The organism is Desulfovibrio diazotrophicus (genome assembly GCF_902498985.2).
GTDB classification, from domain to species: Bacteria; Desulfobacterota; Desulfovibrionia; order Desulfovibrionales; family Desulfovibrionaceae; genus Desulfovibrio; species Desulfovibrio legallii.
The window spans coordinates 1200570-1219015 of sequence record NZ_OX346397.1 but is presented as its reverse complement, the minus strand read 5'-3'; the positions used below and the strand labels follow the sequence as shown (position 1 = coordinate 1219015).

The 18446-nt window shown below is 64.7% G+C and carries 24 protein-coding genes; 6 read left to right on the top strand and 18 right to left on the bottom strand.

Annotated features, from left to right (window positions below; genetic code table 11):
* The first annotated feature begins 145 nt into the window (after nucleotides 1-145).
* Nucleotides 146-466 (top strand): hypothetical protein, encoded by a 321-nt coding sequence (locus tag J7I12_RS05315; RefSeq protein WP_130957791.1) that lies wholly within the window; start codon nucleotides 146-148, stop codon nucleotides 464-466.
* 129 nt (nucleotides 467-595) lie between these two features.
* Here J7I12_RS05315 and J7I12_RS05310 read toward each other — a convergent pair whose 3' ends face one another.
* The 11 genes from J7I12_RS05310 to trmD form a co-directional block, all read right to left on the bottom strand.
* On the bottom strand, nucleotides 596-862 hold the full coding sequence (locus J7I12_RS05310) for an RNA recognition motif domain-containing protein (RefSeq protein ID WP_118230718.1): 267 nt from the start codon (nucleotides 860-862) through the stop codon (nucleotides 596-598).
* A gap of 342 nt (nucleotides 863-1204) precedes the next feature.
* Nucleotides 1205-1687, bottom strand: coding sequence for a GlcG/HbpS family heme-binding protein (locus J7I12_RS05305; protein ID WP_118230719.1), 483 nt, complete (start codon nucleotides 1685-1687; stop codon nucleotides 1205-1207).
* 140 nt (nucleotides 1688-1827) lie between these two features.
* Nucleotides 1828-2277, bottom strand: coding sequence for an SsrA-binding protein SmpB (gene smpB / locus J7I12_RS05300; protein ID WP_118230720.1), 450 nt, complete (start codon nucleotides 2275-2277; stop codon nucleotides 1828-1830).
* Nucleotides 2274-4043 (bottom strand): phosphoenolpyruvate--protein phosphotransferase, encoded by a 1770-nt coding sequence (gene ptsP, locus J7I12_RS05295; RefSeq protein ID WP_130957792.1) that lies wholly within the window; start codon nucleotides 4041-4043, stop codon nucleotides 2274-2276. Before ptsP ends, smpB begins: the two co-directional genes overlap by 4 nt.
* A 4-nt stretch (nucleotides 4044-4047) precedes the next feature.
* Nucleotides 4048-4338 carry an HPr family phosphocarrier protein gene (locus J7I12_RS05290; RefSeq protein WP_118230722.1) on the bottom strand — a complete coding sequence of 97 codons (291 nt, stop codon included), beginning with the start codon at nucleotides 4336-4338 and terminating at the stop codon, nucleotides 4048-4050.
* Between the two features lie 55 nt (nucleotides 4339-4393).
* Nucleotides 4394-5143, bottom strand: a complete 750-nt coding sequence (locus J7I12_RS05285; RefSeq protein ID WP_118230723.1) for a PTS system mannose/fructose/sorbose family transporter subunit IID — start codon at nucleotides 5141-5143, stop codon at nucleotides 4394-4396.
* 168 nt (nucleotides 5144-5311) lie between these two features.
* Nucleotides 5312-6157 carry a 16S rRNA (cytidine(1402)-2'-O)-methyltransferase gene (gene rsmI / locus J7I12_RS05280; protein ID WP_302549018.1) on the bottom strand — a complete coding sequence of 282 codons (846 nt, stop codon included), beginning with the start codon at nucleotides 6155-6157 and terminating at the stop codon, nucleotides 5312-5314.
* Nucleotides 6099-6563, bottom strand: coding sequence for a YraN family protein (locus J7I12_RS05275; protein ID WP_118230725.1), 465 nt, complete (start codon nucleotides 6561-6563; stop codon nucleotides 6099-6101). The genes rsmI and J7I12_RS05275 overlap by 59 nt, the downstream gene beginning before the upstream one ends.
* Entirely contained in the window at nucleotides 6563-7189 is a 627-nt protein-coding gene (rnhB, locus tag J7I12_RS05270; RefSeq protein ID WP_288907935.1) for a ribonuclease HII, read from the bottom strand. The genes J7I12_RS05275 and rnhB overlap by 1 nt, the downstream gene beginning before the upstream one ends.
* Nucleotides 7190-7472: 283 nt before the next feature.
* Nucleotides 7473-7820 (bottom strand): 50S ribosomal protein L19, encoded by a 348-nt coding sequence (gene rplS, locus J7I12_RS05265; RefSeq protein ID WP_118230726.1) that lies wholly within the window; start codon nucleotides 7818-7820, stop codon nucleotides 7473-7475.
* Between the two features lie 60 nt (nucleotides 7821-7880).
* Nucleotides 7881-9185, bottom strand: a complete 1305-nt coding sequence (gene trmD, locus J7I12_RS05260) for a tRNA (guanosine(37)-N1)-methyltransferase TrmD (RefSeq protein ID WP_288907931.1) — start codon at nucleotides 9183-9185, stop codon at nucleotides 7881-7883.
* Nucleotides 9186-9414: 229 nt separating this feature from the next.
* On the opposite strand from trmD, the gene J7I12_RS05255 reads away from it, so the two are divergent.
* A complete protein-coding gene (locus tag J7I12_RS05255) occupies nucleotides 9415-10176 on the top strand; it encodes a helix-turn-helix domain-containing protein (RefSeq protein WP_498794102.1) in 762 nt (253 codons plus the stop codon).
* Nucleotides 10177-10317: 141 nt separating this feature from the next.
* Nucleotides 10318-10737, top strand: coding sequence for a hypothetical protein (locus J7I12_RS05250; protein WP_118230729.1), 420 nt, complete (start codon nucleotides 10318-10320; stop codon nucleotides 10735-10737).
* Between the two features lie 127 nt (nucleotides 10738-10864).
* Here the strand turns inward: J7I12_RS05250 and truA are convergent, their stop codons facing one another.
* The 5 genes from truA to thiD all read right to left on the bottom strand — a co-directional run bounded on the left by truA (nucleotide 10865) and on the right by thiD (nucleotide 14274).
* Nucleotides 10865-11671 carry a tRNA pseudouridine(38-40) synthase TruA gene (gene truA / locus J7I12_RS05245; protein ID WP_288907925.1) on the bottom strand — a complete coding sequence of 269 codons (807 nt, stop codon included), beginning with the start codon at nucleotides 11669-11671 and terminating at the stop codon, nucleotides 10865-10867.
* Complete coding sequence (locus J7I12_RS05240; RefSeq protein ID WP_498794100.1) at nucleotides 11671-12108, bottom strand: MotE family protein; 438 nt, start codon at nucleotides 12106-12108, stop codon at nucleotides 11671-11673. Before J7I12_RS05240 ends, truA begins: the two co-directional genes overlap by 1 nt.
* A gap of 34 nt (nucleotides 12109-12142) precedes the next feature.
* Nucleotides 12143-12976 (bottom strand): hypothetical protein, encoded by an 834-nt coding sequence (locus tag J7I12_RS05235; protein ID WP_498794098.1) that lies wholly within the window; start codon nucleotides 12974-12976, stop codon nucleotides 12143-12145.
* On the bottom strand, nucleotides 12933-13370 hold the full coding sequence (locus J7I12_RS05230; protein WP_118230440.1) for a flagellar export protein FliJ: 438 nt from the start codon (nucleotides 13368-13370) through the stop codon (nucleotides 12933-12935). Before J7I12_RS05230 ends, J7I12_RS05235 begins: the two co-directional genes overlap by 44 nt.
* Nucleotides 13371-13470: 100 nt before the next feature.
* On the bottom strand, nucleotides 13471-14274 hold the full coding sequence (thiD, locus tag J7I12_RS05225; protein WP_288907583.1) for a bifunctional hydroxymethylpyrimidine kinase/phosphomethylpyrimidine kinase: 804 nt from the start codon (nucleotides 14272-14274) through the stop codon (nucleotides 13471-13473).
* Nucleotides 14275-14514: 240 nt separating this feature from the next.
* On the opposite strand from thiD, the gene J7I12_RS05220 reads away from it, so the two are divergent.
* The 3 genes from J7I12_RS05220 (at nucleotide 14515) to J7I12_RS05210 (ending at nucleotide 17086) form a co-directional block, all read left to right on the top strand.
* Complete coding sequence (locus tag J7I12_RS05220; RefSeq protein WP_118230438.1) at nucleotides 14515-15759, top strand: hypothetical protein; 1245 nt, start codon at nucleotides 14515-14517, stop codon at nucleotides 15757-15759.
* Nucleotides 15760-15788: 29 nt separating this feature from the next.
* Nucleotides 15789-16328, top strand: a complete 540-nt coding sequence (locus J7I12_RS05215) for a bifunctional adenosylcobinamide kinase/adenosylcobinamide-phosphate guanylyltransferase (protein ID WP_498794096.1) — start codon at nucleotides 15789-15791, stop codon at nucleotides 16326-16328.
* Between the two features lie 131 nt (nucleotides 16329-16459).
* On the top strand, nucleotides 16460-17086 hold the full coding sequence (locus tag J7I12_RS05210) for a hypothetical protein (protein ID WP_288907585.1): 627 nt from the start codon (nucleotides 16460-16462) through the stop codon (nucleotides 17084-17086).
* Nucleotides 17087-17175: 89 nt separating this feature from the next.
* On the opposite strand, the gene fabZ is transcribed toward J7I12_RS05210, so the two are convergent.
* The gene (gene fabZ, locus J7I12_RS05205) at nucleotides 17176-17631 is read right to left on the bottom strand and encodes a 3-hydroxyacyl-ACP dehydratase FabZ (RefSeq protein ID WP_118230435.1); all 456 of its coding nucleotides are present in this window, start codon (nucleotides 17629-17631) and stop codon (nucleotides 17176-17178) included.
* A gap of 249 nt (nucleotides 17632-17880) precedes the next feature.
* Complete coding sequence (locus J7I12_RS05200; protein WP_118230434.1) at nucleotides 17881-18426, bottom strand: OmpH/Skp family outer membrane protein; 546 nt, start codon at nucleotides 18424-18426, stop codon at nucleotides 17881-17883.
* Nucleotides 18427-18446: the final 20 nt, after the last annotated feature.

Genomic DNA, 18446 nt, shown 5'->3' with positions numbered 1-18446 from the left:
GCCGCTCCCCGATGTTTTATCCGCGCCGCCATTGGGTTTTCCACAGCGGCTGCTGGCCGCTGTGGCGCCTTGGCCGTCCGGGGCGCGGCAGACGCCCTGCAACCTGAATCCGCGTGACCTGCGCGCCCTGTGCCTGCAGGCTCCCGTGCCACTGCTGCGTCTGGCCTATGCTTTGTGCTTTTTACCGCCGGATACGGGCGCGGCCCTGCTGCAGCTGACGTTGCAAGCGGCCCGAACGGTTCTTGTGGCGGACCTGCGCCCACCCGAACGCAATCTGGAATGGCCCGCAGCCTTGGCGCTACGCTGCCTGCCCGGCCTCTGGCCCGGCGGACCGGCCGCCGCCTATCTGCGGCAAGGCGGCCTGGAGGGCCTGTCGGCCCGCGTGCAGGCACGGGTGGTGGCCCGTCGCGCTCTGCTGGGCGGGGCAGCCGTGCTGTTGCGCCTGGAGATCGGGCCGGGCTTTTAGAGCAGAGTAACGTTGAGAATAAACATCCTCAACGATTTTGTATGGAGCCCCCACGCCTAGCGGGCTCCATACAAAAAGAAGGCCGTGCGCATGCGCACGGCCTTCTGGAATTATTGCGGGACGCCGGACTTACCAGCGGCGGGCGGCGGGCTTTTTGGGCTCGGCCTTGTTGATGCGCAGGGCGCGGCCATCAAATTCCTTGCCGTCCAGGGCGGTAATGGCCTCGGCGGCATCGGCGTCGCCCATTTCCACAAAGCCGAAGCCACGGGCGCGGCCGGTGTCGCGGTCCGTAACGAGCTTCACGGAAAGAACTTCGCCAAAGGGCTGGAAGAGGGCTTCAACGCCTTCTTGCGTCGCGGACCAGGGCAGGTTGCCGACATAAATGGAAGTAGCCATAAGAGACTCCAAGAGGTTTCGGGAGGTAGACTTTCCGCTTGAAGCCTTACCCATGTAAAGTCTCTGGCAAAAAAAGTACTATACCCAATTCAGTGATGGAGGCACCATATGGTTTGCCTTGATCAAAGTCAACAACTATCCACGGCCTTTGGCACTAAAATCCAAAATATTTTGTTTGTAAATAATTTATTTAATAATTTTAGTATGATATCTATTGCAATAGGGTGTTGTGGGCTGCCTTGGGCACGGCGTCTGTGGGGTGCGCGGGCTTTGTATGCATGCCTCCGCCGGGGCAGACGCCGTCCGGGGTGGATGGCCACTCCGGACGGGCAGTGCAGGTGGTTATTTCAGGGCCGCCGCGCCGGCTTTGGCCACGGCCGTGTCCTCGGCCACGCTGCCGCCGCTGACGCCCACAGCGCCCACAATGACGCCTTTGCGCAGCAAGAGTTCGCCGCCGCCGAAAATGGCCAGGCCGTTGTTGGTGGCTTCAATGCCGAAAAGCTCCTGGCCAGGCTGGGCCGCTGCGCCCAACTGGGCGGTGGACATGTTGAAATACCGGGCGGTCAGCGCCTTTTTTTGGGCAATGTCAATGCTGCCCAAAAAGGCCCCGTCTTCCCGCGCAAAGGCCTTGAGGTTGCCTCCGGCGTCGACCACGGCGATATTCATGGGAATGCCCTGGGCTGCAGATTTGACCAGGGCGGCGTTGACGACAATCTGGGCTTCGGCCAGGGTCAGGTCGTCGGGCAGTTGCTTGGTTGGCGCAGCCGCGTAGGCGGCGCTGCCCAACAGAAGGATGACGGCGGCAAGTGCAAGTATGCGACGCATCTTGGTGCTCCTTGTGTTGCAGGGTGAGGAAAGGGGCACGGTGCGGCAGGGCCGGCCATGCCACGCTGTGTACCTTACGCGCACATAGCGTGACCATAGCCGGTCGGGCGAGAAAATCCAAGCGGTGCGGCCTCTGCCGCTCAGGCCAGGTCGCGGGCCAGGTCGCGTTCCGCCGCGCGGCGTTTGAGGGTTTCGCGGTGGTCGTGGAGCTTTTTGCCTCGGCCCAGGGCGATTTCCACCTTGACCTTGCCGCGGCTCAGATAGAGGCGCACGGGCACCACGGTCAGGCCCTTTTGCGCCACCAGCCCGGCGAATTTGGCGATCTCTCGCTGGTGGAGCAGCAGTTTGCGGTCGCGATCCGGCTCCTGGGGCACATAGCCCGCGTTGCTGTAGGGGGCTATGTGCAGCGAAACCAGCCAGGCCTCGCCCCGGCGAAACTCCACATAACTGTCCACAAAGTTGACTTTGCCGGCGCGGATGCTTTTTACTTCCGGGCCGGTAAGCACCAGGCCCGCCTCGGCGAACTCTGAAAGTTCATAGAGGTGGCGGGCTTTTTTGTTCAGGGCGAGGGCGCTGTTTTTCTGGTTCATGGCTGACTGTGGGTGAACAGGCTGGTGGTGTGAAAGGCCAGCTCGTGCCCCAGGGATTGTTGCAGGGTTTCGCGCACCATGCGTTTGGAGGCGGGGACATCTGTGCTTAACAGCACGCTGTGGGCCAGGTTCATGCAGCCGGCGGCGTTAAAATGGCGGATAAGGTGCTTCATGCCCGGTACAAAGCGGGGCGCAGCCGAAACCGTGTCCACGCCCATACCCAGCAACAGGGCCAGGCCGAAGGGATCTGAAGCCAGCTCGCCGCAGACGGAAACGCCGATGCCCTCGCGGTGGGCCGCATCGATAATGCGCTTGAGCGAACGCACCACGGCCGGGTGCAGGGGTTCGTTCAGATAGGCCACATGACGGTTGTTGCGGTCTATACCCATGATATAGTGGATAAGATCATTGGTGCCGATGCTGAAAAAGTCGCATTCGCGCGCCAGGGCGTCGCAGATTATGGCTGCGGCCGGGGTTTCGATCATAATGCCCAGGGGCAGGGACGGCGCGTGGGAAAGATTTTGGGCGCTCAGATCCTGGTGCAGCTCCTGGATGATGCGGCGTACCTGCTGCACTTCGTCCATGGTGGAGACCATGGGCAGCATGATGGCCACATTGCCGTTGGCCCCGGCGCGCATGAGCGCCCGCAGCTGGGTACGGAAGATGCCCTGATGGCGCAGGCAAAAACGGATGCCGCGCAGGCCCAGAGCCGGGTTGGGTTCCTTGAGCACGGCCTGGGCGTGGAGCATTTTATCCGCGCCTACGTCCAGCGTACGGAAAACCACCTTTTGCGGGGCCATTTTGCGAGCTACAGCGGCGTATTCCCGCACCAGATCTTCTTCTGTGGGCAGGCGGTCGGTAAAATAGGCAAATTCCGTGCGATAAAGGCCCACGCCGTCGGCGCCGCATTCCAGGGCGGCCGCCAGTTCTGTGGGGTTTTCCAGGTTGGCCTGCACGCCCACACGCACGCCGTCGCACATTTCGGCGGGCCAGTGGGCGGTTTTGAGGGTGCGGGCCTCCCAGGCGGTGTACTCGTCGCGGCGTCGGGCGTAGCGGCTGAGGTCGGCCTCGTCGGGGCTCAGCAGCACGCAGCCGCCCAGGCCGTCCACAATGATGGCCTCCCGCTCGCGGGCAATATCCACCAGACCCGTGACTCCCGCCAGCCCAGGAATGTGCAGCCCGCGCGAGAGGATGGCCGTGTGTGAGGTGGGGCCGCCCTCGGTGGTGACGATGCCCAGCACTTTGTCCAGGTCCAGCTCCATGACGTCCGCCGGGGAGAGATCTTCGGCGGCCAGCACGCCAGGGGTGGGGTCCGCATCCTGGTCCGGGCCCGTGGTCAGCCGGTCGCGCAGGCGCAGCCCCACAGCGCGGATGTCCTGGGCGCGGTCGCGCAGGTAGGGGTCGTCCATGCCGCGAAACAGGGCGCAGAGCTCGTCCACCGTGAGCTTGAGGGCCCAGGCGGCGCAGATTTGCTTGCGCTCAATGCGGGCCAGGGCCGCATTGAGCAGCTTGGGGTCGCGCACGATTTCCATCTGGGCGGCAATGACGTCGCGGTAGTCCGAAAGATCTTCGGGCACGTTTTCCATGGTGCCCTGCAGGGCGGTGCGCACATCGTCGGCGGCGGCGCGCAGAACGTTCTGCTCGGCGGCGACCTGGTCCGGGCCGATGCGGCGCTCCTCATCCTGGCGCATGCGGTGCATAAAGCGCACCGTGCCGATGGCGATGCCGGGAGAAACGGGCGTGCCGAAAAGTAGAGCGCGTGCCATGGGTTCAGTCCTGCAGGGTGCTCATAAACCGGGCCAGCCCGCAGAGGGCTTCGCGGGCGTCCCTCCCGTCGGCCAGGAGAGTGAGTTCCGCATTGGGGGGCGGCGCCAGAGAAAGGATGTCCAGCATGCTTTTGGCGTCCACCTCGCCCGTATCGCTGATGAGCTGGATGGAGGCGGCGTAGCGCTGGGCCTCTTGGGCCAGGCGGGCCGCCGGGCGGGCGTGCAGACCATTGCGCAGATTCAGGCACACCCGCAGGGCCAGCCCGCGCGGGGTTTGTTCGATGGCGTCTTCCATGATTTTCCTTTTCATTGCCGGGCCCGCAGCCTCGAAAACCGACAACGGGCATATACTACATGCCAATCAGACCCACGTCCATGAGAATCAGCACGCCCAGGGTCAACGCCCAAAGCAGCAGGCGCGGCAGCCTGAGCCGCGCCACCAGCCAGGCCGCCGTAAGCACGGCCAGGGTGCCCAGCACGTAGCCTGCCCAGGGAAAGTCCCTGTCTTCGCCCGGCAGCAAATGCCAGATGACCAAGGCCACCAGCACGGCGTTGACCAGTTTGAGGCGGTCTACCCAGTTGATCAGGTTGAGCCGCCGCAGTCCGGCCAGGACGGCCATGCCGTAGCGCAGCCCGGCCATAAAGCTGGCCGCGCGAAAGCCCAGCAAGGCCAGAAACAGAACCAGGGTGAGCCCGGCCATGAGCCCCGTATGCCCTGAAAGCAGCAGGGCCACGCTCAACAGCGCCCAGAGGGGCAGCAGCGTGCCGCTGAAGAAGGCGTCGCCCAGGGCGGAAAGGGAGGTGGCCAGGGTTTCTCGCACCGGGCCCAGGTTGGCTGGGGGCAGTGCGCCCCGGGCCGCGCTCTCTTCCAGGGAAAGCAGAATGCCCACAAAGAGCGGCGCCATAAAGGGATGGGTATTGCTGTGCCCGGTGTAGCGGGCCAGGGAGCGCCGCAGATCGGCGGGCGCAGGGTAGAGCCAGCGCAAGGCCGGTTCCAGCGCAAAAGCAAGACCCACCTGCTGCATGCTGCGGGCTGTATTGGCCGCGCTGATGCAGGCGGTGCGCGCAAGGCAGTTGAGGACAATGCGTGTGGGGTACACTGGCGCTCCCTGTTGGTGGGCGGAACAGCCGGAACATTGTCTGCGGACCTGTTCCGGGCGGAGGCCCGTGCCGTGCGTACAAGACGCGGCCTCGCGCGGGCAGTCCGCATTGTCGGGCCGCGCTTATGGGGCTGCGGCTGCCGGGCTGTGGCGGGAAGACCGCGAAAGTCAGTCCGAGGCGGCCGGACCATGGGGCAACAGGGAGTAGAGCTCCTTGCCGGTCCAGCCCGTGGTGGCCGCCTGCACAGTGCGGCAGGCCTCGCGGGGTTTTTCGCCCTGGGCCAACGCCGCAGCCAGACGGCGGCGCACTTCGGCTTCCGGGGTGCGGGCCGTACTTTCCGGCGGCCCTACCACCACGGTGATTTCTCCCAGCAGATCATCGGGCAGGGCGGCGGCGTCTTCCAGCCGCAAGAGTATAAATTCCTCGTGTTCTTTGGTCAATTCCCGGCAAACGGCGGCCTCGCGCGGGCCAAGAATGGGCGCGGCCAAAAGTAGGCTTTCCTTGAGCCGGTCTTTTCGTTCAAAAAAAACCAGGGAACCGGGCACGTGGGCGAATGCGCCGAACAGCGCCCTGCGCCCGGCCACATCGCGGGGCAGAAAACCAAGAAAACTGTAGGGCAAAGGCGGCAGACCGGCGGCGGATAGGGCCGCCGTGGGGGCCGAAGGGCCAGGCAAGGGCGACACGGCGAGGCCTTCATGCCGACAGGCGCGTACCAATCGGTAGCCGGGGTCGGCCAGCAGGGGCGTGCCCGCATCCGAAATAAGGGCCACACTTTTGCCCTCGCGCAGCAGGCGCAGCACCGCATCCTTGCGTTGCTCTTCATTGTGGTCAAAAAAACTCAGCATCCGGCGCGCGGGAAGGCCGCACTGGCGAAACAGGGCGGCGGCGCGGCGGGTGTCTTCGGCCAGTACCAGGTCGGCCTCGGCCAGCACGGCCCGCGCCCTGGGCGAAAGGTCACCAGGGTTGCCAAGGGGCGTGGCCACGATCCAGAGACGGGGGGCAGACAAAGGCATGGGGGCAGTGCTCCAGGTAGAGGTCCGCGCCCTGGCGCAGGGCGCAGACCAAGTCAAAACGGCAGGGCTGGTCCCAGGCCTCGTGGGCCGTGAGCCAGGCCGCGGCGGCGCGGTAAAGATGGCGCTGCTTGGCCGGTGTGAGGGCTGCGGCCGGGCCGCCGTGCGCCGCATTGGCGCGGGTTTTCACTTCTACAAAAACCAGGGTGTCGCCGTCGCGGCAGACCAGGTCCAGCTCCAGCCTGCCCAGTCGCCAGTTACGGTCCAGCAGGGCAAAACCCTTGCGCGTGAGCAGTTCCGCCGCCGCGTCTTCGCCTTCCTGCCCCAGGCGCAGGTGCGCGGCCTGTGGGGCGGCCTTGGTGGTCCGCTTCCAAAGGCGCGACAGGGAGAAAAACCGGCTGCCGGGCATCAGAGCAGGCTCCCCTGGGCAGGGCCTGGGGCTGCGGGCAGCACTCCGGCAAAGGTCAGCCGGTGCTGGGGGCAGGGGCCCAGGCGGCGCAAGGCCGCCAGATGCTCCTTGGTGCCGTAGCCTTTGTGCGCGGCAAAACCGTAGCCCGGCCAGCGGCGGTCCAGGTGCGCCATGAGGGCGTCCCTGTAGGTTTTGGCCAGAATGGATGCGGCGGAAATGGCCGGCACGCGGGCATCGCCGCGCACAAGGGCCTGCTGGCGCGGCAGGGGCGCGTGCGCGCCGTGGCCCCTGACCCAATGGGCAGCCAGCAGGGCCGACGGCAGCGTGTGGTTGCCGTCGATGCAAAGCAGAGCCGGAGGGTGGCGCAGGCAGCGCACAGCCCGGCACATGGCTTCAAAAGTGGCCTGCAGGATGTTGATGCGGTCGATGCGCGCGGGCCAGACCACGCCCAGACCCCAGGCCGTGGCACACTGTCGGATGCGCGGGGCCAGCCGCTCCCGCGTGCGGGCCGTGCAGGCCTTGGAGTCGGTCAGGCCCGGCAAATCGAAAAGCGGAGGCAGGATGACGGCCGCCGCCACCACCGGCCCGGCCAGGCAGCCGCGTCCGACTTCGTCCAGTCCGGCCATGAGCCCGTCGTCCGGCGGAAGTTTTTTTTCGTCTTCTGCGGCCAGTAAGGAAAGGAGGTCGGGCGCAGCCGTTGCCGGGGCCTGCGCCGCGTCATGGGCCCTTGCGCGACAGGAACGGGGCATTATCTATCCCTCCCTGGGGAGCGGCACGGGGCCCGAGCGGGCGATGGCGCGCCGCCGCCCGCCGACAGGCACAACAAAGCCCCCGGCATACGGAAGACCGCAGCCGGGGCGCCTTGCAAAAGAATCCGGACACCGCTCCCGCAAAGGGGGCGGCGCGGCATCAGAAACGGCCGCGGGGCTTGATGCGGGCGGCTTTGCCCTTGAGGTCGCGCAGGTAGTAGAGGCGGCTGCGGCGCACCCGGCCCTGGGTGATCAGCTCCACATGGTCGATAAAGGGCGAATTCATGGGGAAAATGCGCTCCACGCCCACGCCGTCGGAAACTTTGCGTACCGTAAAGGTGGCGTTGGTGGTGCCGCGCTTGATGCGGATGACGTTGCCCTGGAAGATCTGGATGCGTTCTTTTTCGCCTTCCACAATGCGCAAATGCACCTTTACCGTATCGCCGGAGCGAAAGGCGGGCATGTCCATGCGCATGTTTTCACGTTCGATCTGTTTCAAGATGTCCATGCTGATAACTCCTTGCGAATCCGGCGGGCGTCCGTGAAAAAGGGCCTGCGCCGTGTTGCGTCAATAATAGTCGCCTAAAATCCTGTCGGTCAAAATGGCGGCCGCGCTGCGTACCGAAAGGTGGTTGTAGCCCAGGTAACGCAAGGGGCGCAATACGCCGTCGCACTGGGCAAGCGCTTCCGGCGCGAGCCCTCTGGCCGTGCCCAGGCAAAGCATGACCGGGCCTGCCGCGCACCACTGCCGCACAGTTGGCGGCGTCAGGGGCGGTTCCTCCGGCACGCCTTTTTGGGGGACGGGCCACAGCGCGGAACTGCCCACCACCCTGGGGCGCTGCCCGTACCGGGCCGTCTGCAGGGCCACGGCTTCTTGCAGTGAAGCGGCAGGACGTACCAGCCCAAGGGCCTCCGCCCGGTCCGCGTGTCCAGGGCTTGTGGCCTCCCGCGTCCAGTGGCGCACAACCGTTTCCAGCATCTGCAGCTGGTCGCGCAGAGGGGTGACCACATAGAGCGCGTCCAGAGCATAGCTGCGGGAAAGACGGGCTATATCGTGAATGTCCAGATTTGTCAAAGAGGAAACGCCGGTTTTTTTCTCATCCAGCCAGACCGGGGCGTGCAGCAGGCAAAGGGAAAGATTGCGCCCGGGGCGGAGGCGGGGGGTATCGGCCAGGGTCAGGGCGTCTTCACGGGTCAGGGGGGCCGTTTGGAGCAGGTCTGGCCGAACGGCCAGGGTAGCGCGCACAGCCTGTTGCCGTCGCCAGCGGGCAATCTGTTTGTGGTCGCCGCTGAGCAGTACAGGGGGCACGGCAAGCCCTTCCAGATTCTCTGGCCGGGTGTAGTGGGGATATTCCAGCAGGCCGTGGGCAAAACTTTCTTCCTCGCCTGAGGCTTCCTTGCCCATAAAACCCGGCACCAGCCGGGCCACGGCCTCCACCACGGCCAGGGCCGCGGTTTCGCCGCCGTTGAGCACGGCTTCGCCCACACTGACCGGCTCCAGGGGAAAGAGATCCGCCAGGCGGGCGTCAATGCCCTCATAGCGGCCGCAGATCAGGGTCAGGTTTTCTTCCGTAGCCAGGGAGCGGGCCTTTGCCTGGGTGAAGGGGCGTCCGCCGGGGGTCAGGAGCAGCATCCGGCCCGGCCGGGGAATGGCGCGCAGGGTGCTGGCCAAGGGGTCGGCCTGCATGACCATGCCGGGGCCGCCGCCGTAGGGGCGGTCGTCCACATGGCGGTGTTTGTCCATACTGTGCTGGCGCGGGTCGTGAAAGGCAAAACTCACCACGCCCGCTGCACGCGCCCGGCCCAGCAGCCCGGCGGACAGGGGGGAAGTAAAAAATTCCGGAAAAAGCGAAACCAGGTGGAAGCACGGCATGGGCGGAGAGTGCCGCAAAAGGGCTCTGCATGCAAGCCCATGCGCAATCAGAGCAATAGATACTATTTACAGAAATGTATTATTATATTTAGTAAAAAATTACTATAACTCGTCAATCTTGTTATCTATACTTGTTTGACAAATTCAAATTTTAGTGTATATTTAAAAATTGAAGTTATATACAACATTAGCAATAAAGTTATTAAACAATTTTTGGAGATTGTGTTACATGAAAGACACTGCAGCGTCTTGGATAAATGACATTATTTATATTTCATTTAAGAGACTTTCATTATTTGACTTTTGTAATAATCTTTATTCATTCTTGCGTATGTATATGGATATATCTTGTGTTGGGGTATACAGCTTTTTTGACAGCACTATAACACAGCTTTTCAAGTATGAACCGTTTGCCGATAGTGAACAGACACAAAAAATTATTCCTGTCACCACAGCACTTCTGCGTGAGATATATGTAAAACTCTCTGAATCTGGGCAATTGCACAAGGTATTGTTTTGTGAAAGTGATAAACCAGGGCCGGAAGCCGCCATACTGGCCCTGTTGCGCGAGCGTTCTGGCTGTTGCCTGCATTTGCCGCTGGATTATGGAGATATGCTTGGCGGCTTTCGTTTTATTAATCTCTATGCGGACCAAGCCGGCGTTTATACTGCAGAGCAGCGTCGCCTGTGCGAGACCCTGCGCCTTCCTCTGCGCAATGCGCTCACAGATGCGCTGCAGCGCAGGGAGTGCGCCCAGGCGGGACTGGAGATGCGGCAGCCCGTGTGCCCGGTGCTGCAGGAAAGCGCCGCCCCTTATGGCTCTTCATTTAAGACGCTGAACGAGTGGACGGCGGAGTATATCCGCGCGGTCATCCGCCACACCAACGGGCGGATCAGCGGCAAGAACGGCGCGGCCGCGCTGCTGGGGCTGCCGCCCACCACCCTCTGGTCCAAGATGCGCAAGATCAAAATTCACCCCAGGCAACAGTAAGGGGCGGCGCTTTGGCAGGACTGTCAGGTTCTTGACTTATCTATTTTTATCTCTTGATATTGTTGAATAATATTATTTTGGCAGACCTCTTGCTAGAGCAATGCGGGCGACCTGCGCCCGTGCAGCATCTGGAGGTATACCATGTTTTTTTTGCTGGGAGGCCAGGATAAAAAGGCCCGCAAGACCGAGAAAAAGGGCCGTCTGTCTGGTGCGGCCGGCCATGTGCGTGAGGTTTTTCTGGCCGGGCGTTTTCCGGTGGTGACCACGCATCAGGTGGAGGGCCGTTGCATTGCCAAGGTTCTGGGGCTGGTCTGCTGCCGGGGTTTCGATTCTGAGGAGGCCTTTTTCGGCATGGCCGCCAGGGCCATGAACAAAGGCGCGCAAGCCATTGTGGGCTATAATGAGAACGTGGCTTTTCACCCGGACGGCAGCAAATATTTTTCCTGCTTCGGCACGGCTGTTATGTTTGCGTACGATCCGGAAGATCCGGACGCCTTGCCCTTGCTGCTGCAGCAGAAGTTTCGGGCGCAGGAACAGACCGGGGTCAATGAAGTGATCTGAGCGGGCGCGGCTTGCGCCGCATACGGTGAAAGCGGACGGGGAGTTCTGGCGGTCATGTCGCCGGGCTCTCCGTTTCTTATATCCGTGCGCATAGGTATGGCGCGGAACATTTGAGAGGCGGCGGCGCTCAGGCCTGGGGCTGGCCTTCCGCAAGCGTCCCTGTTTCATAGCTCACCTGCGCCAGGGCCAGACCGGCGGCCGGGGCCGTGACCGAGGGCACGGCCCTGCGGTCGCGGGCGGCCAGGAGCTCTGGGATGCGCGTCGGGTCCACTTTTCCCTGGCCGCAAGCGGCCAGCAGGCCTGCCATATTGCGCACCATCTGCTTCAAAAAACCGTCGGCGGTGACGCGGAAAAGCAACATGGGGCTGTGCGGCGGGTACCAGGGGCAGGGCGGGGCAGGCTCCAGGCGGGCGTCCAGCACCGTGCGCACTGTGCCTTCCACATCCGTGCCCGCATTGCGCAGACCGGCGAAGTCGCGGCGGCCCAGCAGGTGGGGCAAGGCCGCGTGCAGGGCCGCAAGGTCCAGCGGGCCGCAGTTCCAGACAAAGGGCGTCAGGGCCGGGGGCACAAAGGCGCGCTCCTGCCAGAATTGGTAGACGTAGGTCTTGTGCAGGGCGTCTTTGCGGGCGTGAAAATCCGGCCTCGCGGGCGCGGCGGCCAGTACGCGGATATCTTTGGGCAGCACAGCGTTGCAGCTGTGCCGCCAGTCGCGGGGGGCGCGGTTTTCGGGCACGTCGCAGTGGGCCACCTGAGCGTGGGCGTGTACGCCCGCATCAGTGCGGCCCGCCCCGTGCACGCGCACGGCCGCGCCCGTGATTTGGCGCAAGGCGGCCTCAAGCGCGCCCTGGATAGTGGGCGGCGGGTCGACTTTTTCCTGAATCTGCCAGCCGCTGTAGCGTGTGCCCACATAGGCCAGAAGCAGTCTGAGGCGCATTATTCGGGCAGCCTCATGCGGGTGATGAGCTCCGTGAGCTTGGCCGTCTGTTTGGGATTCATATAGGTCATGATTTCGCCGGACTGTTTGGGCGTCATGCCCGTAAGGATGCGTACTGCCACACGTTCATCCATATTTTCCAAAGCCTTGGCGGCGGCCTTGGGCTTCATCTGCCCGTAGGTGAGCACCAACTTGCGGATTTTTTCGTCTTCCAGCCCACGAGCCTCGCGGATCATGTCCTGCACTTTTTTTTCGGCGTCCTGCAGGTCTTTAAGGCGTTGGTCCATCTGTCGCCGCAGGGTAATAATATCTTGCTGCTGCCGGGCCAGCTCCTGGGCTTTGAGGTTGGGGTCCACGGGCGCAGGCGCGGGGCGCACTGCCGGCGCCGGGGCAGGGGCGAGCCCTGTGGACGAAGAGCTTTGCGGCAGGGACGGCACGTCCGCGCTTCCACGCGGCGGCAGGGGGCTGCCGTCAGCGCTCTGACCACGAGGAATGTTGTCCGGAATGGCCGGCGCGCCGGGCAGGCTCAGGGGCGCGGTCTGCGCCGCAGGAGTAAAGGGCGAGGACGCGGCGGCGTTGGGCGTTTGCGGCACGGGCATGTCCAGAGAAGCGGCCTGGGCGGCCCGTACGCTGCCAAGACCGGGGATGGGCAGGTTGCGCAGGCCCAGGGAGTCCAGCCAGCCGCCGGATTCCTGCGCAGGGCGCGGGCGCGGCGGTCAGCAGGGGCGCGGGCGGGGGCAGGGCCGTACCCGGGGCCACGCGCGGCGCGGGCAGCGGTGCGGGCAGGGCGGGCTGTGCGGCGGCAATGGCCTGGCCCGTTTCCGGCTGGGCCGCCGCCGTGGGCGCGGGCCTGACCTGGGGCGCTGGCATATCCGCTTCAGACAGCGTTGCCGGTCGGGGCGCGCGAGCTTGCACTGTGGCCGCCAGACGCGCGGCGGCCGCGCCCTGAGGTAAATGCGTTTCCGTTATGACGGCGGCGGCCGTGGCCGGGGGCAGAGGCTTGCGGTCAGCCTGGCGCGGCGGCAGAGTGGAGGACAGCGTCCGGTTTTGCTCCGGGCCGGGGGCGTGCGCGGCAAGGGGGGGCTGCGCCGCCAGGGGGGCGGTTTTTTCCGAAGAAGCGGGCGGGAGAGCGCTGGCCACAGGCGTGGCGTTGCGGGGCGGCGCGTCCGCGGGGAAGAGGTCCGGCAGGGGAATATCCAGCAGGAACACGCCCAGCAGGGCGAGCTTGAAGCAACAGAGCGCCGCCAGCCAGCGGAACAGTCTAGAGAGAGGGCGCTTTGTAGCGCAGTGTGGCTGTTTCGTCATTGACGCGCTGCTCCTTCAGATATTCCTCGCGGGCGTATTGCTGCTGACGGCGTTGGCGGAGTTTTTCCAGCAGTTTTTTGTCTACGGCGCGGGCGGCCAGAACCTGCCGCGCCTCTTCCACCAGGCTCTCCTGCAGACGCGCCTGGCGGGCCAGGTCGGCCGCGTCGCGCCGTAGGCCTTTGGCGTACTGTTCCTGCAGCCAGCGCTCTGCCGTATCCATGCAGGCCGGGTCACAGAGGCGGGCTTCGGCGGTCCGCAGAGCGGCTTCGCAGCGCGCCTGCGCCTCACGGGTCCGGCGCAGGCTTTGTTCGTGCCGGGCCAGCTGCACGCGGGCTTCTTCTTCCAGTTGCTCACGGTATTCGAGCACTTTTTGCATGCTGAAACGAAAGGGCACGCGTACACCGCCTTGATTTTGACGCCCGGCATTGACCGTTTTCAACATTGCAAACAGCGGGCCAAACTATCAATATATCCCTGCGATGTGCTCAGGGCTGTCAGGGCGTGCAGAGCCCGGCCGCGTGATTGACCGGCCCGCAGCCCTTGCCCGGAGCGTAGCTTTTGCGCAAAGCCAGATTGAGAAAGTCCTGCGCGCGGGCCACGGCCGCCTGCAGGGGCAGCCCCTTGCCCAGACCTGTGGCGATGGCCGCCGAAAGGGTGCAGCCCGTGCCGTGGTTATTGCTGGTTTCCACCTTGGCCTGAGGCAGGTGTTTGGGGGGCTCACCGGGCAGGCAGAGGCAGTCCGTGACCAGTACGCTGCTGTCCATGTGTCCGCCTTTGATGAGGACGGCCCTGGGGCCCATGTTCAGCAGTTTTTCTCCGGCTCTGGCCGCGTCATCCAGATTTCTGATCTGCAGGCCCGTGAGCATTTCGGCTTCGGGTCGGTTGGGCGTGAGCAGGTCGCAGCCGGGGAGCATCTCCTCCACCAGGGCGGCAACGGCGTCCTCCTGCAGCAACGGGCTGCCGCTCTGGCTCACGCTCACCGGGTCCACCACCAGTGGAAAACTGCGCTTGCGCAACGCCGTCCCCAGGGCGCGGATGATGGGCGCGGAAAAAAGCATGCCCGTCTTGGCCGCCGCCACGGGAAAGCCCTCCAGCACGGTCTGGAGCTGCAGCAGTACAAAGTCCGGATCCGGCGCGTGGATGCCCGTGACCCCGCAGCCGTTCTGGGCTGTGAGTGCGGTGATCACGCTCATGCCGTAGCCGCCGAGAGCCATGATGGTTTTCAGGTCCGCCTGGATGCCGGCGCCGCCGCCGGAGTCGGAACCCGCAATGGTCAAAATGTTGGGCGGGGTGAGCACGGGATATACCCCCTGAGGATAAAAGTCTGAGGATAAAAGGACTGCCGTTTTTTTCAGGGAATACTATACGCCCTCCGCTCTTGCGGCGCAACGCGCCGCCGTGCGGCCGCGGCTTTCCGGAAAGTGTCGGGAAAATGTCTTCACAATGGGCCTGTCGCAATGTTAACGTGCGCACAGTCCGGGGCCGGAACGTCCCGGCCCGCCCGCCCGTGCGGCGCGGAGAGATTTAGGAGGCACCGCATGAAGTTGGAAAAAAAGGCGCCCGCGGCGGATATCACCAACCTGCCCAAGCCCAAGCCCGCCGGGGCCGGTGCGCGCAAGGCCGTGACCCTGGCCGTGCTGGCCGCTGTGGCCGTGGGCGGCGCGGCCTTTTGGCTCACGCGCGACAAAACTACCCGCGACCATTGGCGGGATGAGGCCGCGGCCGTCATTGACAACGCCACCAGCGGCACCCCCCTGGCCGGGATGGGCAATGTGCTGCGCGACGCGCCGCCGCCACCGCCCCCTTCAGTCCTGAGCCCGGTAACGGCCCCCGGCACCTTGGCCGGACAGACCGTGCAGGGCGCTGTGGAGGGGGATCCCGGCGCACAGACCGCTGCAACAGAACCAGGGCCACAGGCCCCGGAGGCTGTTTCTCCCAAAGTAACTGAAGACAGCCGGGTGCGCCCCGAATTTGTGCAGGATCTGGCCGCCTATCTGGCCGGGCACTTCAAGCCTGGTCCGCGCGGCGGCACGCTGCAGGTGAGCGTGCAGGGCCTGAACCAGCGCTACGGCACGCGGCTGCCCGGCATTGCCGTCAGCGCCGGCGGCGGGCGCGCGGCCTTGCTGCGCTACGCCTTCCACCCCACCATGCTGCAGGGCCTTTACGCCCTCTATGTGGACCGCTTTCTGGAAAGTCTGGACCGCGAATCCCTGGCCAGGAACTTTACGCCTGAGCAGACGCGTCAGCTGCACATGGCCGTGGCCGGCCGCGCCGTGATTCTGGCCGGCGCTCTGGAGGCTGCGGCCGCCCAGCCTGATCTGGACAAACGCCTGCGTCAGTTGGATCAGGCCTCTCAGGCCGTGGTGGACGTCAACAGCCAGATGGCCGAAGCCGTCTTTACCCTGGACGAGCTGCGCGAAAATAAGGCCGGTGAAACGGAAATAGCCACAGCTCAGTTGCGGGTGGACGGTCTGAGCGCCCGTTATCGTCGTGCCCTGGAAGAGCGGGCAGCCGTGCAGCGCTCCTTGGTGGGCGCAATGCGCCAGGCGGGCGCCCAGGCCCTGGATGACGATACGCTGCTTTTTGTAGCCCAGTGGGTGAACCGCCGCCTGCGTCAGGATGCCCAGGCCCGGGCCGCGGTGCAGAGCTCCGCCGGCATTTTGCGGGATCTGGCTCGCCGCTGCGCCCAGGTGGGCACGGCCGCGTCCCGGCCCGCCGCGCCTGCGGCGTCGGCCGTCGGCCAGCAACCCCTTGCCGCGCCTCTGGGGGGGCAGGCCCGTTGACGGCCCCAAGCCTGCTTCTGGTGGGCGGCGTGCGCGCAGGCAAAAGTGCTTTGGCCCAGCGCTGGGCCGAGGCCCGCGCGCGCCGTCGGCTGTACGTGGCCACCTGCAGGGCCGAGGATGCGGAAATGACCGCGCGGGTGGCGCGCCATCAGGCTGCCCGAGGCCCCGGCTGGCAGTGCCTGGAGGCGAGCCTGGACCCCGTGGGCGCGCTGACCGCCCACCTGGCGGGCGCCGGTGCGCATGCGCAGCCCCAGGTGCTGCTGCTGGACTGCGTAAGCCTTTGGATCTCCAATCTTATGGCTCTACATCTGGACGCCGCCGCCATCCTGCAGCGGGTGGACGCCCTGGCGGCCCTGGCGGCCGCGCCCCCTTGCCCCCTGGCCGTGGTCAGCGCAGAAACAGGCCAGGGCCTTACCCCGCTTTCGCCCCTTGCCCGGACCTTCTGCGATCTGCTGGGCCTGGCCAATCAGCGCCTGGCGGCCGTCTGCGGCACTGTGCTGCTGGTGCACTGCGGCCTGCCCTTGGCCCTTAAGGGTCGCGTGCCGGAGGAATTATGCGCCAATCTCTGAGGCCCGTCCCAGCTACGTTCCGTCCCGTCCATAACCTTGCCCATCCCGCCCACGGCAACGTTGGTTGCGCCTGTGGCGCGGCCCGTCGCAGCCCGTCCAGGCTGGCGGGCCTGTGCCGCACCGCAGTTTGTTTGACCGCAGTTTGCCTGGCCGTCTGGGGCCTGTTCGCCTGCCCGGCCGCACAAGCTGCCGTTACTGACCCGCGCCAGTGCGTGCTGGAAGCGGGCAGGGCCGTGGATGCGGCGGATACGGCCGCCTTTGAGCGACTTGTGGACGTGGACAGCATTCTGGAACAGGCCCTGGATATCTTTGTGCGCCAGGCCCGCGCCCCCCAAGGGGCCAAGGATCTTCCCCCCATGCTGGCCCTGCTTTTTTCTCAGGCGGCTTCCAAAGACGGCGCGAGCGGCAATGTGCGCAGCCTGCTGCTCAGTGAGTCGCGCGCCTTTGTGCTCAATGGCGTAGCTTCCGGCGCGTTTGCCGGGCGCAAAGTTACGGGCGCGGAAGCCCAGGGCCTGCTGGCTCCGCTTTTTGCCGATGCTTCCACCGGACGCAAGGAAGTGCGCCAGGTGGGCCAGGCCCGTCGCGACGGCCAGGGCTGGCTTGTGCCCTTTACGGTGTACGACCACGGCAACGGCCTGTCCTATGACGTGCTGGGGCGGGTTACCCAAAGTTCTGCAGGCCCACGCCTGACCGGCGTGGCTAATATGGAAGCCCTGATCCGCCGCCTGAACGCCGAAAGTAGTGCTGTGCAGGAATAAAAGGTGTAAATTTTCTCGCCCAGGCGGCGCGGCGGGCGTATCCCGGCCGGAAAAGATGGCAGGCGGGAGCGGCGTGCCTGCCGCGGCCGCTACGGCCTGTCGCCCAGCGCGGCCGTAATCCTGGCTTCGGCGGCCAGCTTGCCGTCCACCAGGGCGCGGGCGTCCATCTTGCAAAGGTTGAGCTTCATGCGCAGGTTGGCGCATTCCAGATCCAGACGGTCGCCGGGCAGCACCTGGCGGCGAAACTTGACGCCGTCCAGCCCGGTGAACAGAAAGAGTTTGTTTTCCAGCCCCTCCAGGCCGGCGGCTGCCAGCAGCCCGCCGGTCTGCGCCAGCGCCTCCAGAATGAGTACGCCGGGCATGATGGGCGCGCCGGGAAAATGCCCCTGAAAGAACGGCTCGTTGATGCTTACGTTTTTGTAGGCGCGGATATGTGAGCCGGGCACGCATTCCACCACCCTGTCCACCAGCAGGAAGGGGTAGCGGTGGGGCAGCAATTGCAGAATGCGCTGAATGTCCATCTGCTGGGGCGTCTGGTCTGGCATATGGGGCTCCTTGTGAAGGTGTTGCGGGGGGGCCGGAGCGATTTCACTTTGCGCGTGCTCCGGCAACGGCATAAGCGTTGCGCAGTTGCGCCGGCGAGCGTTGCCGCGAACGGGGCCGCAAACGTCGCGGAAGGCACCTGCGCGACGGGGGCCTGCCCGTGCCGGAACGGCTGCAGCCTGGGCGCGGGCACAAAAAAGCCTCCCGGCCCGTCAGGGTCGAGAGGCCGAAAAAATCCAGATAGGCGGGGGCTACTTTTTGGCGTCCTTGCCGTCGCTTTTTTCTTTGTACAGCTTGTTCACTTCCGTCAGCACGTCCTTGGTCAGATCCATGGACTGGTCGGCATAGAGCACGCCGCCGGCGGTCACGTCCACCACAAAGTTAAAGCCCTTGGCGCGGGCCACTTCATAGGTGGCGCTGAAGACCAGGGTGACCATGTCCTGACGCAGCTTGACTTCTTCCTGCTCCACTTTGCGCAGAAAGTTGCGGGTCTTCTGGTCCAGATCCTGCTTTGCGCGAATAAAGTCCAGCTTTTTTTCTTCACTGGCTTTAGGATTTTTGAGGGCTTCGGCCTTTTTCTTGAGGGCTTCGCCCTGCTTTTCCAGGGCGGCACGCTCTTTGCCGAATTTGCTTTCCATTTGTTTTTTGGCCGCCTGGGCGGGTTCGCTCTGGGTGGCCACGGTCTGCATGTCGACGACGCCGATCTTCACCGCGGGCACGGCTGAGCTGTCAGCCGCATGGGCCGTTCCCATCAGGAACAGGCAGGCCATAACAGCCAGTGAGAACACCTTGCGCATGAATTTCTCCTTCCCCCGAA

What these genes read in the sequence shown, in the direction of transcription:
- J7I12_RS05305 (WP_118230719.1), bottom strand. Translation starts at nt 1,687, where the DNA reads ATGCGTCGCATACTTGCACTTGCCGCCGTCATCCTTCTGTTGGGCAGC.
- J7I12_RS05275 (WP_118230725.1), bottom strand. Translation starts at nt 6,563, where the DNA reads ATGCCCGGCAGCCGGTTTTTCTCCCTGTCGCGCCTTTGGAAGCGGACC.
- rsmI (WP_302549018.1), bottom strand. Translation starts at nt 6,157, where the DNA reads ATGCCTTTGTCTGCCCCCCGTCTCTGGATCGTGGCCACGCCCCTTGGC.
- truA (WP_288907925.1), bottom strand. Translation starts at nt 11,671, where the DNA reads ATGCGCCTCAGACTGCTTCTGGCCTATGTGGGCACACGCTACAGCGGC.
- J7I12_RS05290 (WP_118230722.1), bottom strand. Translation starts at nt 4,338, where the DNA reads ATGGAAGACGCCATCGAACAAACCCCGCGCGGGCTGGCCCTGCGGGTG.
- J7I12_RS05200 (WP_118230434.1), bottom strand. Translation starts at nt 18,426, where the DNA reads ATGCGCAAGGTGTTCTCACTGGCTGTTATGGCCTGCCTGTTCCTGATG.
- ptsP (WP_130957792.1), bottom strand. Translation starts at nt 4,043, where the DNA reads ATGGCACGCGCTCTACTTTTCGGCACGCCCGTTTCTCCCGGCATCGCC.
- fabZ (WP_118230435.1), bottom strand. Translation starts at nt 17,631, where the DNA reads ATGCCAGACCAGACGCCCCAGCAGATGGACATTCAGCGCATTCTGCAA.
- J7I12_RS05250 (WP_118230729.1), top strand. Translation starts at nt 10,318, where the DNA reads ATGTTTTTTTTGCTGGGAGGCCAGGATAAAAAGGCCCGCAAGACCGAG.
- rnhB (WP_288907935.1), bottom strand. Translation starts at nt 7,189, where the DNA reads ATGGCCGGACTGGACGAAGTCGGACGCGGCTGCCTGGCCGGGCCGGTG.
- J7I12_RS05310 (WP_118230718.1), bottom strand. Translation starts at nt 862, where the DNA reads ATGGCTACTTCCATTTATGTCGGCAACCTGCCCTGGTCCGCGACGCAA.
- J7I12_RS05220 (WP_118230438.1), top strand. Translation starts at nt 14,515, where the DNA reads ATGAAGTTGGAAAAAAAGGCGCCCGCGGCGGATATCACCAACCTGCCC.
- trmD (WP_288907931.1), bottom strand. Translation starts at nt 9,185, where the DNA reads ATGCCGTGCTTCCACCTGGTTTCGCTTTTTCCGGAATTTTTTACTTCC.
- J7I12_RS05235 (WP_498794098.1), bottom strand. Translation starts at nt 12,976, where the DNA reads ATGACGAAACAGCCACACTGCGCTACAAAGCGCCCTCTCTCTAGACTG.
- rplS (WP_118230726.1), bottom strand. Translation starts at nt 7,820, where the DNA reads ATGGACATCTTGAAACAGATCGAACGTGAAAACATGCGCATGGACATG.
- J7I12_RS05255 (WP_498794102.1), top strand. Translation starts at nt 9,415, where the DNA reads ATGAAAGACACTGCAGCGTCTTGGATAAATGACATTATTTATATTTCA.
- smpB (WP_118230720.1), bottom strand. Translation starts at nt 2,277, where the DNA reads ATGAACCAGAAAAACAGCGCCCTCGCCCTGAACAAAAAAGCCCGCCAC.